This window comes from Hyphomonas sp. (assembly GCF_040882205.1).
Lineage (GTDB): Bacteria > Pseudomonadota > Alphaproteobacteria > Caulobacterales > Hyphomonadaceae > Hyphomonas.
The window spans coordinates 1-12,146 of sequence record NZ_JBBEBT010000321.1; the positions used below are offsets into that span (position 1 = coordinate 1).

The window sequence follows — 12,146 nt, forward strand, 5'->3', positions numbered from 1 at the left end:
GATGGGAATAGCCTGGCGTAGTTTAAGCGCTGTTCCGTGCTTGCGCAGGTTGCGGGCCCGGCCGCGGCCATAGCCTTCGTACTGTTTCCAGAGACGGCTGACATTGCCGCGCGGTATGTATTTGATGCGAATGCCCGCATCAAGGTAGATTCGCCCCCCCGCGCGGGCGAGGCGCGCGTCGTACTCGGCGTCCTCATTGGCCGCGAATGTCTCGTCATAGCCGCCAATCTGGCGGTACCAGCCGATGTCGAAGCCGGCATGGTGGCCATGGTCCACCCAGCCGGATACCTTGCCGCCCCGGTGGCGCGCGCCGCCGGAACCGAGGGGCGTATCGACGATCAGGGCGTTGGCCGTCTCGAAGGGTGTCTCGCCGACGGCGTCCATCGGGATAACCAGAGATGCGGCGGCGTGCTCGAGCATAGACTGGGCGACGTCCAGGATGAAATTCTCGGGGTAGATCGAGTGGGCATCGCACCGCACCAGCACCCGCGTTATCGCGGTCGCCTCGACTTCGGCGGCAAGGTTAAGGGCGGCGGATTGAAGCCGTCTGGGGTTCGCCAGGACCCGCAGATTGGGAAACTCGCCTTTCAGGGCGTCAACAATGGCGACTGTTTCGTCCGAGCTGCCGCCGTCCGCCACGACGAGGGCCACCTCGCGCAGGGCTGGCGCCCCGATCATCAGGGACCGGATGCATGTCTCGATATGGCGCGCTTCGTTAAGGGCCGGGATCACCGCCAGGATTTCTGACGGTTCGGCCCTCCGCGGTCCAGCCGCCTTGGAAAGGGTATCAGCCTTGGTCATGTCCGGCCTCAGTCAAAAGGGCTCTGGGAACGACTTCGGGGAGGAGCAATTTCCGTTCCAGACGCGAAAGCTGGGCCTGAGGCTGACGGGCCCGCGCGAACAGCATTAACCCTCCATGAATTTCCCCCATACCCCAAGGGACGGGCTTGCCGAGACCGGCGGACTGCATACTGTGGCATCAGAACACGTTGAGGGAGAAACGAAGTTGATCGGTATCGTTGCGAAGCTGAAGATCCAGGACGGAAAACAGGCAGAGTTCGAACAGGTTGCGAAGGACCTGATGGCCAAGGTTAAGGCCAACGAGCCCGGATGCCTGACCTACCAGCTCTACAAGACCAAAGGTTCGACTACAGAATACATCTTCATGGAGCAGTACGCATCCTCTGATGCTCTGAAAGCGCACGGCCAGACCGATTATTTCAAGGCGGCCGGCCCCAGGCTCGGCGCCGTTCTCGGGGGCGCTCCCGAGATCCAGTATTACGACATCGTCGAATAGGCGGAGGGGCGGCCATGGATCTCTCGCTTTCGCCATCTGATCTCAGGTTCCAGCAGGACGTGCGCGACTGGATCGCTGCAAACTTTGACAAGGACCTGCGCGCGCGCATGGCCCTGTCGAAAAACGGCTATGTCGACAAGGCAAGCCAGGTTGCCTGGCAGGAGAAGCTGGCCGCAAAAGGCTGGATCGCGCCGAACTGGCCGAAGGAATACGGCGGCCCCGGTCTCTCCCCGACCGAGCGCTATATCCTGCATTCCGAACTCTCGGGCGCCGGCACGCCGAGCGTTGCACCCTTTGGCGTCTCGATGGTCGCTCCGGTGATCATGGCCTTCGGCAATGACGATCAGAAAAAGAAACACCTGCCGAGCATCCTCTCTTCTGAAGTCTGGTGGTGCCAGGGCTATTCCGAGCCGGGCGCCGGCTCTGACCTCGCCGGCCTTCAGATGAGCGCCGTGCGTGATGGGGACGAGTACGTCCTTAACGGCTCCAAGATCTGGACGACACTCGCCCAGTGGGCCGACATGATCTTCTGCCTCGTGCGCACCTCGAAAGAGGGCAAGCCGCAGGAGGGCATCTCCTTCATCGTCTTCCCGATGACATTGCCCGGCATCACGGTGCGCGCACTGCCGACGCTCGACGGCCCCGCCGAAGGCCAGCACGAGATCAACCAGGTCTTCTTCGAGAACGTCCGGGTAAAGATCAATGACGCGCTGATCGGTAAGGAGAACGAGGGCTGGACCTATGCGAAATACCTGCTCGAGTTCGAGCGGGGCAATGCCTACGCGCCCGGCCTGCGCCACATGCTGAACAAGGCGCGCAAGGTTGCCTCTAAAGAGTATGACGGCAACGAGCCGGTGATCCGCAATCCGGACTTCGCCCGTAAGCTCGCCCTGCTCGAAATGCGCATCGACACGCTGGACGCAACCGAACGGCGCGTCCTGTCCTCGCTTTCTGCGGGTCAGAACGTCGGCCCGGAAAGCTCGATGCTGAAGTGCGCGGGCTCAGAAGCCCAGCAGGCGATCACCGAGCTGGCACTGGAAGCTGTGGGTCTCTACGCGAATCCTTTCGTGCAGGACACCGTCGCGCTTGCGGAGCCGGGCTCAAACGTGGGCTCGCCGACGCCCGAATATGCCCTGACCTCCGCGCCGAGTTACTTCAACTACCGCAAGACCTCGATCTATGCGGGCTCGAACGAGATCCAGCGCAACATCATGGCGAAGGCTGTGCTCGGCCTCTGAGGCCAATGACCGATCCCCTTTTAGGAATGCGCTGATGACGACAGCGACCGCTGCCAAGCCAAGCCTGTTCACGCGCCTGTCCTTCGGGGTCGGGGGCGCCGCGTCCGGCATCAAGGACAACGGCTTCGAATACGTCCTGCTGTTCTTCTATTCGAACATCCTGGGGGTTGATGCAGGCCTTGTCGCGGTCGTCCTGCTGATTGCCCTGATCATCGACGCGGTCTCTGATCCCGTCGTCGGCTATTGGTCGGACAACCTGCGTACCAAGTATGGCCGCCGCCATCCGTTCATGTACGCGGCGCTCATCCCGGTCGCGATTGCCTATTTCCTGACCTGGAACCCGCCCGCCGGCGTGTCCGGAAACGACCTCTTCCTCTGGCTGCTGGCGACCACAATCTTTGTGCGCCTCGCCTTCACCTTCTACGAAGTCCCCAGCACCGCGCTCGCTGCCGAACTTACCCAGGACTATGACGCGCGCACTTCGCTGATGTCGCTGCGCTATTTCTTCGCCTGGTTCGGCGGCCTTTCGATCCAGATCCTGCTGTTCTGGGTCCTCCTCGTGCCGACCCCCGAGATCCGGATCGGCGTCTTCAATGTGGCGGGCTGGAACACTTACGGCATGATTGCGTCTGCCTGTATCTTCACGGCGGTGCTGATCTGCGCGGCCGGCACACACAGACACATCCCGAACCTCAAGGCGCCGCCGCCCGCGCGCCAGCTGACGCTCGGTCTGATCTTCAGGGAAATCTTCGAGACGGTCTCCAACCGCTCCTTCCGCGCGCTGTTCCTCGCCACGCTGTTCGGCCTGGTCGCCTCCGGCATTTCGGCGACGCTCAACCAGTATATCAACACGATCTTCTGGGGCTTCGACAACCAGCAGATCGCGAAGATCACCGCCGCCGTCTATATCTCGGCCGTGCTCGCCCTGATCATCGCGCCGATCATCGGCAAGACCTTCGGCAAGAAGCGCGGCGCCATCACTATCGGCGTGCTCGCCTTCTCGATTGCGCCGATGCCTGTCATCCTGCGCCTCCTGGGTCTGCTCCCGCCCAACGGCTCCGATGAGCTGTTCAACATCATCATCGCGATCACGATCTTCGACCTTGCCCTGATCATCGCCACGCAGATGCTGATGGGCTCGATGGTCGCCGACATCGTGGAAGACAGCCAGATGCAGACCGGGCGGCGCTCGGAAGGCATTTTCTTCGCGGGCATCAGCTTCATCCGCAAGCTCTCGCAGGGCGCCGGCGTGCTGACCGCCTCGGCCGTGCTGGCCGTGGCCGGCTTCGCCCAGGGCGGCGGCGGGGCAGGCGCCAGCGAGGAATCCATCCGGGCCCTCGGCTTCGGCTATGCCGTGTCGCTGCTGTGCGCCTGGACGCTGATGCTCGTCTGCGTCAGTTTCTACAAGATCAGCCGCGAATCGCATGCCGAAAACCTTCGCCTTCTGGGCGAACGCGAAGCGTCGGCGGCGGGTCCCGGACCGGGCTGAGGAGCCCCCTGACGGAAATGTCATGAAGGTACGAATTGCGCCTCAATTGGAGCCGCAAAAGAGCCATACTCATGACCGATCCACGCACCATGACCAAACACGTTTCCAAACTCCTCGCTTTCCTCAGCGTGGCCGTCCTGATGCTGCTCACGGTCGCGCTCGCGCCGATGTTTTCGCAGGCCGAGCGCCAGCCCGGCGAGACGACCGAAATTGCCGCCGTCCTGCCGCCAGCTCCTGGCGCCGGCACCAGTTCGCAGGCCGCCCAGCCGGTCGTCCCCCAGTCCGAGGCCCAGATCTATCTCAGCTTCGCGCCGCTGGTGAAAGCCGCCTCGCCGGCCGTCGTCAACGTCTACACCGCCAAGAACGTCAAGAGCCGCGCCTCCACAATGGAACAGCTGCTCTATGGCGTGCCCGCGCAAGGCAGTGTGCAGAACTCGCTCGGCTCCGGCGTCATCGTCGGCGCCGACGGCATTGTCGTCACCAACAATCACGTCATCCAGGGCGCCGACAGTTTCCGCGTCGTCCTCAGCGATCGGCGCGAATACCCTGCCGAGCTGCTGCTGGCCGACGAGCGCACCGACCTCGCCGTCCTGAAGATAGACACCGGCACTGAGCGCCTGCCCACGCTCACCTTCGCCGATACCCGCGCCGTTCAGGTCGGCGACCTCGTGCTCGCCATCGGCAACCCCTTCGGCGTTGGCCAGACCGTCACCAACGGCATCATCTCCGCCACCGCCCGCACGGACGTGGGCGTCTCCGACTACTCCTTCTTCCTGCAGACCGACGCAGCGGTGAACCCCGGCAATTCCGGCGGCGCCCTGATCAATACCAAGGGTGAACTCGTCGGCGTCAACACGGCGATCTATTCGCGCACCGGCGGCTCGGTCGGCATCGGCTTTGCGATCCCGTCGGAAATGGTCAAGCGCGTCGTCGATGCGGCCGTCAACAGCGGCACCTTCGTGCGCCCCTGGCTCGGCCTCGCCGCACAGGCCGTCAGCTTCGACATCGCCCGCACGCAAGGCCTCGACCGCCCGGTCGGCGTCATCGTCACGGAAGTCTATCCCGACGGCCCTGCGGCCAGGGCTGGCCTGCGCCGCGGCGATCTCGTGACCGCCATCGACGCGCGCGAAGTGTTTGACGAAAAGGGCCTGAAATTCCTCGCCGCCGTGCGCAATCCGGGCGAGCTGGCCCAGCTCACCGTGCTGCGCGCCGGACAGGCCCAGACCATCAATGTCCAGGTCGAGCCGCCGCCGGGCGCCACCGAAGCAGACGTCGTGCTCCTGTCCGGCGCCTCGATCTTCAACGGCGCGCGCGTTATCGAACTCTCGCCCCGCCTCGCCGAAGAGAACGGGCTCGATCCCTTTTCAAAAGGCTCGGGCATCTATGTCCACTCGGTTACGCGCGGCACGATCTCGCGCAACTATTTCCAGCCGGGCGACATCATCCGCGCCGTGAACGGCAAGACCACGAAGTCGGTCAGGGACCTCGAAGGCGTCGTCGACAAAGGCGGCCGCGACTGGGAAATTGAAATCGAACGCAATGGCCGCACCGTCAAAGGCACGGTGCGAACCTGATCAGCCAATCGCCGTGGTCCCTGCAGCTCATCCCCCGCGCAGGCGGGGGGCGGGTTTGGCAAGAGACGCGGGAGAACTCCGCCTGCGCGGGGACGAGCAGGTGAACGCGTGCACAGGAAATGACCTGCGCCTGCAATCGGGCCCACATCACCGCCGCCCCTGACATTTTATCTTCCTGTTTTCCCGGCGCAGGTGAGCCCCCGTTACGCCCTGTCCCGAAAGCGGCTTTTAACGCGCGCCCCCCCGGGTACCCGGCGGGCGCGTACTCGTCATCGCCGGCTCAGCCCGCAAGCCCTGGTTCGGTTCCTGGCTCGGCATGATGAGCGATGCGCAAATCGTCGACGCCGCCGACGTGCTCAGCGCGGATGCACGATGACCGGCACGTCCTCATATCCCAGCACGAAGTTTGACAGGACCCGCGTCGGCTCGCCGACGAGTTCGATCCGGTCGAACCGCTTCAGGATTTCCTCCCACAGGAGGCGCAGCTGCATTTCGGCCACGCGGTTGCCCATGCAGCGGTGGATGCCAAAGCCGAAGGAGAGATGGCGGCGCGCATTCCCGCGGTCGATCCGGAAGGAGTCCGGGTCATCGATCACCGTCTCGTCGCGGTTGCCGGACGCATACCACATCACCACCCGGTCGCCTTTGCGGATCTGCTTTCCCCGGAACTCGACATCCTCCAGCGCGGTGCGCCGCATATGCGCCAGCGGCGTCTGCCAGCGGATGATCTCGGACACCATGTTCGCCACCAGCGAAGGGTCAGCCTTCAACTTGGCATATTCGGCAGGAAACTGGTTCAGCGCGACCACGCCGCCGGAGATGGAATTGCGCGTCGTGTCATTGCCGCCCACGATCAGCAGCATCAGGTTACCCATAAGCTCCATCGGGTTCCTGATCATGTCCTTCGTTTCGGGATCGTGTGCGAAAAGGGAGATGAAATCGAACTTGCGCGGCTCGGCGGCGCGCTGGTGCCAGAGCTTCGTGAAGTAGGCGAGGCACTTCATCAGCTCCGCCTCGCGGTGCTTCATGTCGACTTCCACGCCGACTGTTTCGGACGTCGTCGTCACATCTGACCAGTAGGGCAGGAGGTGGCGGTCCTCGAACGGAAAATCGAAAAGCGTCGCCAGCATCTGCGTCGTCAACTCCTTGGAGACATGCTCCACCCAGTTGATGCGCTCGCCGGTCGGCAGGTCGTCCAGAATATTGTTGACGCGCTGGCGGATCAGCGCCTCGATATCGCTCAGCTGCGTCGGCGCTACGGCGGGCTGCACGGCCTTGCGCTGCACATCATGGATCGGCGGATCCTGCGCAATGAACATCGGCGTGTCGAAATCCGGCGGCGAGTCGCCAATGACGATGCTCTTGTGCGACGAGAACTGCTTGTGGTTGGAATCGATGGCAACGATGTCGTTGAACCTTGTGATCGACCAGAAACCTCCGAACTGACTCTCGGGGCAATAATGTACCGGCGCGTCCTTCCGCAGGCGGCGGAAATATTCTCCATGTGCGTTCTGCTGGAAGATCGCTGCCTTCGACACGTCAAACGTGTCCAGCGGCAGGGTCCAGGGATCAGGTATGCCGGCGCGGGCGCCGTGCCAGGTGTCAGCCATCGATGTTCCTCCCGGGCCGTCCTGGCGGCCTCAGGCAAAACCATAGCGCGAAGCTTGCCCTTCGGGAACGCCCTGGGCGGCGCCGATTGTGGTGCGGTGCAACAAGCGGTCATGGCCGGCATAGCCGCCCGTCGCCATGTGCAGGGTGCAACGGTTGTCCCACATCACCAGCATGTCGGGCTGCCATTTGTGGCGATACTGGAATTCCGGCCGCGTCTGCCAGCGGTAGAGTTCGCCGATCAGAGCGGCGCTGTCTTCCGCGTCCATGCCGTCGATGGCGATGATATAGCCTGCCGTTCCGAACAGGCTTTCACGGCCGGTTTCCGGATGCCTGTGGATAATCGGATGAAGCTGCACCGCCTGCGCATCGTCGGACGGGCGGATGTCCATGCTGCGGTCCTTGTCACCGGCGCCGTAGAAGCCGGTGGGGGCATAGGCATTTTTCGCCGAGTGGACGGCGCGTTTGCCTTCGATCCGCGTGCGCAGATCGGCGGGCATCTTTTCCAGCGCGAGGTACTGGTTGGTGAACAGCGTATCGCCGCCGGTTGGGGGGATCGTCTTGCCATAGAGGCAGGTGCCTTGCGGCGGCCGGGCCTGGAAGCTCCAGTCGGTGTGCCAGCTTTCGGCAAAGATCGGCGAGGTTTCGTCTGCCTTGCGCCTGACGGCAATGATGTGCGGATGGCCGGGGATGGGCGCAATGAAAGGGTCTTCGCCGAAGGGGCCGAAGTGCAGGGTGTAATCTTCCAGTTGCGCGTCGGTCAGCTTCTGGTCCGGAAAGGCGAGCACCTGATGCGCCAGCCAGGCCGCCCGGATTGCCGCGACGGCCTGCGCCGACAGGGGTTTCGACAGGTCCGCGCCGCTCACGCTGGCGCCGCAGGCCTGGCCCGAAGGGGTGATGTCCAGCTTCATGAGTTCCTCCCGTATTTTTTCGCAGCTTATCACAATGACCGCGCTCGCCTAGAAAGCAGAAATGACTGACCTGTTTGAAACCGCCGGCCCCTCAGGCAGCGCGCCCCGGCCGCTGGCCGACCGGCTGCGCCCGGAAGCGCTCGCCGACGTTGTGGGGCAGGACCATATGATCGGGCCGGACGGCACGCTGTCGCGGATGCTCGCGGCGAAGCGGCTTTCCTCGATCATTCTATGGGGCCCGCCCGGCACCGGGAAAACGACCATCGCGCGCTTGCTCGCCGAAGGCACGGGCCTCGAGTTCGAAGCGATCAGCGCGATCTTTTCAGGGGTGAAGGATCTTCGCGCGGCCTTCGAGCGGGCGCAAGACCGGCGCAAGATGGGCAAGGGCACCCTGCTCTTCGTGGACGAAATCCACCGCTTCAACCGCGCCCAGCAGGACGGATTCCTGCCGTTCGTGGAAAGCGGCGTGGTGACGCTGATCGGCGCGACGACCGAGAATCCGAGTTTCGAACTGAACGGCGCCTTGCTCTCGCGCTGCCAGGTTCTGGTGCTCAAGCGGCTGGATGAAGCGGCATTGGAGTTACTTCTGCAGCGCGCCGAGACAATGCAACAGCGCCGCCTTCCGGTAACGAAAGAGGCGCGCGCGATGATCCGCGCGATGGCAGACGGAGATGGGCGCTACCTTCTGAACCTCGCCGAACAGGCCTTCGCCATGATGGGCGAGGCGGGACTGCTCTCGCCGGACGATCTCGGCAGATCGCTCTCGAAGCGGGCGGCGGCTTATGACAAGGACCGCGAGGAGCACTATAATCTCATCTCGGCACTGCATAAATCCGTGCGCGGATCAGATCCCGACGCGGCGCTCTACTGGTTTGCGCGGATGCTGGAAGGCGGCGAGGATCCGCTCTTCCTCGCGCGGCGCCTGATCCGGATGGCGAGCGAGGAAATCGGCCTTGCAGACCCGACCGCGCTGATGATTTGTGGCGAGGCAGCGCGCACTTACGAGCGCCTTGGCTCGCCGGAGGGCGAACTGGCGCTGGCCCATGCCGTGATCCATCTCGCCACTGCGCCGAAATCCAATGCGGCCTATATTGCCTACAAGGCGGCCCGGCGCGCAGCGGCGCAGACGGGAAGCCTGATGCCGCCTAAACATATCCTGAATGCACCGACCTCGATGATGAAGGATCAGGGTTACGCAGCAGGCTACAAATATGATCACGATACGCAGGAAGGCTTCTCCGGGCAGGATTACTTGCCTGAAAGTATGAAGCGTCCGGTGTTCTATGACCCGAAGGGCGAGGGCCGCGAGGCGCCGATTGCGGAGCGGCTCGCGCGCCTTGCAGAACTTCGTGCGAAGGCTAAGAGGCCCGAATGACCCGCAACCGCGAAATACCTGCGATCAGCCCGGAAGACCTTGCGCTCGTGCAAGGTATGGTCCTGCATGAGGACAACTCCCTGATTGCCTTCAACAAGCCGGCGGGGCTGGCTGTGCAGGCGGGCAGCGGTGTGGCGCGGTCGCTTGACGGGCTTATGGCTGCGTTTTCCAGATCGAACGGCAAGCGGCCGCGCCTTGTTCACCGGCTGGATCAGGGCACGTCGGGCGTAATCGTGGCGGCGAAGACGCAGCCTGTGGCGGCGAAGCTGTCGGAGGCGTTTGCAGGGCGCGGTGTGCAGAAGACTTATCTGGCGCTGGTGAAAGGGCGCCTGCCACCGGCAGAGACGGGCGTTGCGGATGCGGCGCTGGTGAAAGTGGAAGAAGGCGGCAAGGCGCGGATGATCATTGCGCGGCCGGACCGGAAGGGGGCGCAGGCGGCGCGGACAGGATGGCGCGTTCTGGCGCGGCAGGGCGAGTTTGCGCTGATGCAGATGTCGCCGGAAACAGGGCGGATGCACCAGATCCGCGTGCACCTGATGGCGCTGGGCTGCCCGATCCTGGGCGATGCGCTTTATGGAGAAGGGCAGGCAACGGCGCCGCGCCTCATGCTGCATGCGGCGCGCCTCGATCTTGCGCATCCGGAGGGTGGGCGCCGGGTTCTGGAAGCGCCGGTGCCGGAAGATTTCCGCGCGGCGGCCGGGGCGGCAGGCATTCAGGCCGGGTTGTAATAGCTGCGGAACCAGTCAACGAAAGCCGGGATGCCGATGCGGTAATCCGTGTTTGGCGTATAGCCGGTCAGCGCCTTCAGGAGGCGCACGTCGGCATAGGTCTGTTTCACATCGCCCGGCTGCATGCCAAGCATGTTCTTGACTGCCTTGCGGCCGATCGCGCTTTCGATGGCTTCGATATAGTCGACCAGCCGGATCGGTGTCGCATTGCCGATATTGACGAGGCGATAGGGCGCAACCGGCGACAGGGAGTCGCCCCGGATCATGTGGCTGCCCATTTGCGGCGGACAATCCATCAGACGGCGGATGGATTCTACAAGGTCGTCGATATAGGTAAAGTCACGCAACAGGTCGCCGTTGTTGAATACGTCGATGGGCTGGCCTTTGAAGATCCTGTCGGTAAACAGGTAGAAGGCCATATCCGGGCGGCCCCAGGGGCCATAGACGCTGAAGAAACGCAGCACGGTCGTCGGCACGCCGTAGAGATGCGAATGGCTGTGCGCGATAAGCTCAGCGGCGAGTTTCGTGGCGGCGTAGATGGTCAGCGGATAGGGCGCCGGATCGCGCTCCTCGAAGGGGAACTTCTGGTTTGCGCCGTAGGCGGAGCTTGTCGAAGCGAGGATCAGGTGGCGCGCTTTGTAGCGGCGGGCGAGGTCGATGATGTTGAACGAGCCTGCGACGTTCGCATCGATATAATCGCGCGGATGCTCAAGGCTGTAGCGCACGCCGGCCTGCGCGGCGAAGTGGAGGATGATGTCCGGTTTTACGCGCTCGAACACGCGTTCCATCATCGCGGCGTCTTCCACGCTGTAGCGGGCGAGGCGGAAGTTCGGGAAGGTGACGAGCCGCGCGGCGCGGTCTTCCTTCAGCTTCACGTCGTAATAGGCGGTGAAGGAATCGATGCCGGTGACCGAATGGCCCTCGCGCAGCAGCCTGAGCGCGACTTCACTCCCGATGAAACCGGCAGCCCCGGTGACGATGATGTTCATGTGCTTGTGCAGAACCTTTTCATGGGGCTAGACGATCCCCCGACCCTTCACAAGCCGCGCCGCTGCTACAGAATGCGCGGATTAGCGTCGCCGTCAACGAAACGGCCTGCCAGCGCGAACTGGCAGGCCGCAACTGGTCGCTTCCCGCGAGGCGTCTAGCGCTCGCGGATGCGGGGACCCATGGCCATGGCCTGGCCGGAGTTCACGGCGTCGGCGACGGCGAGTTCCTCGATCAGGGCCTGGGTGCGCTCGTCGCCGGCAAGGGCGCTGAGGACGGCTGCGGCGCGGGCGGTTTCGGCTGAGACGCCGAACAGGCTTTCGAAGGCTTCGAAGCCGGTCTTGCGGTGCGGATAGAAAACCAGCAGCGGCTGCTTGTCGGCTTCGATGCCGGCCAGTTCCTTGGCTTTATCGAGCGCCGTCATGAAGCCGCCGAGCTCGTCCACAAGGCCGATCTTCGCCGCTTCTTCGCCGCTCCAGACGCGGCCACGGGCGACGTCGTGGACTTCGTCATAGCTCATGCCCCGGCCTTCGCCGACGAGGCCAAGGAAGCGGTCATAGCCGCGTTTCAGCATTGCGCGGATCTCGGCTTCCTGGGACTGGTTGAACGGGGCAATGCCGTAGGCATTGGCGAAATCGCCGCCGACACTGACCGTGTCGAAGGTGACGCCGATCTTGTTGAAGGTGCCATCGAGGGCGAACTTGCCGCCGAAGATGCCGATCGAGCCAGTGATCGTGCCGCGGTTTGCAATGATCGCATCGGCGCCCGTGGAGACATAGTAGCCGCCCGAAGCTGCCAGCGAGCCCATCGAGACGACGACCGGCTTGCCGGCTTCCTTGGCGCGCTCGACCGCGCGCCAGATCTGGTCGGATGCGGTGGGCGAGCCTCCGGGGCTGTCGACGCGGAAGACGATGGCCTTCACATCTTCATCTTCAGCCA

11 protein-coding genes are annotated in these 12,146 nt (G+C 63.7%); 6 read left to right on the top strand and 5 right to left on the bottom strand.

Annotated elements, in window-relative coordinates; translation table 11 throughout:
* On the bottom strand, window positions 1-801 hold an 801-nt coding region (locus WEA77_RS13735), incomplete at its 3' end, for a glycosyltransferase family 2 protein (RefSeq protein WP_368068447.1).
* A 205-nt stretch (window positions 802-1,006) separates the two neighbouring features.
* Between WEA77_RS13735 and WEA77_RS13740 the strand changes: the two genes are divergently transcribed.
* The 4 genes from WEA77_RS13740 (at window position 1,007) to WEA77_RS13755 (ending at window position 5,598) form a co-directional block, all read left to right on the top strand.
* Window positions 1,007-1,297, top strand: coding sequence for a putative quinol monooxygenase (locus WEA77_RS13740; RefSeq protein WP_368068448.1), 291 nt, complete (start codon window positions 1,007-1,009; stop codon window positions 1,295-1,297).
* 14 nt (window positions 1,298-1,311) lie between these two features.
* On the top strand, window positions 1,312-2,535 hold the full coding sequence (locus WEA77_RS13745; RefSeq protein WP_368068449.1) for an acyl-CoA dehydrogenase family protein: 1,224 nt from the start codon (window positions 1,312-1,314) through the stop codon (window positions 2,533-2,535).
* 34 nt (window positions 2,536-2,569) lie between these two features.
* The gene (locus WEA77_RS13750; protein WP_368068450.1) at window positions 2,570-4,024 is read left to right on the top strand and encodes an MFS transporter; all 1,455 of its coding nucleotides are present in this window, start codon (window positions 2,570-2,572) and stop codon (window positions 4,022-4,024) included.
* 71 nt (window positions 4,025-4,095) lie between these two features.
* Window positions 4,096-5,598, top strand: coding sequence for a Do family serine endopeptidase (locus tag WEA77_RS13755; protein ID WP_368068451.1), 1,503 nt, complete (start codon window positions 4,096-4,098; stop codon window positions 5,596-5,598).
* Window positions 5,599-5,954: 356 nt separating this feature from the next.
* Here the strand turns inward: WEA77_RS13755 and WEA77_RS13760 are convergent, their stop codons facing one another.
* Together WEA77_RS13760 and WEA77_RS13765 are read right to left on the bottom strand one after the other, a co-directional pair.
* Window positions 5,955-7,208 carry a cytochrome P450 gene (locus tag WEA77_RS13760; RefSeq protein WP_368068452.1) on the bottom strand — a complete coding sequence of 418 codons (1,254 nt, stop codon included), beginning with the start codon at window positions 7,206-7,208 and terminating at the stop codon, window positions 5,955-5,957.
* A 30-nt stretch (window positions 7,209-7,238) separates the two neighbouring features.
* On the bottom strand, window positions 7,239-8,117 hold the full coding sequence (locus WEA77_RS13765; RefSeq protein WP_368068453.1) for a TauD/TfdA dioxygenase family protein: 879 nt from the start codon (window positions 8,115-8,117) through the stop codon (window positions 7,239-7,241).
* A 61-nt stretch (window positions 8,118-8,178) separates the two neighbouring features.
* Here WEA77_RS13765 and WEA77_RS13770 point away from each other — a divergent pair, with 61 nt between their 5' ends.
* Window positions 8,179-9,492, top strand: a complete 1,314-nt coding sequence (locus tag WEA77_RS13770; RefSeq protein WP_368068454.1) for a replication-associated recombination protein A — start codon at window positions 8,179-8,181, stop codon at window positions 9,490-9,492.
* Window positions 9,489-10,220, top strand: a complete 732-nt coding sequence (locus WEA77_RS13775; protein ID WP_368068455.1) for an RluA family pseudouridine synthase — start codon at window positions 9,489-9,491, stop codon at window positions 10,218-10,220. Before WEA77_RS13770 ends, WEA77_RS13775 begins: the two co-directional genes overlap by 4 nt.
* Here the strand turns inward: WEA77_RS13775 and WEA77_RS13780 are convergent.
* Window positions 10,205-11,209, bottom strand: a complete 1,005-nt coding sequence (locus WEA77_RS13780) for an NAD-dependent epimerase/dehydratase family protein (RefSeq protein WP_368068456.1) — start codon at window positions 11,207-11,209, stop codon at window positions 10,205-10,207. The genes WEA77_RS13775 and WEA77_RS13780 overlap by 16 nt on opposite strands.
* Before the next feature lie 155 nt (window positions 11,210-11,364).
* Window positions 11,365-12,146: signal peptide peptidase SppA (gene sppA, locus WEA77_RS13785; protein ID WP_368068457.1), on the bottom strand; the 782-nt coding region annotated here is incomplete at its 5' end.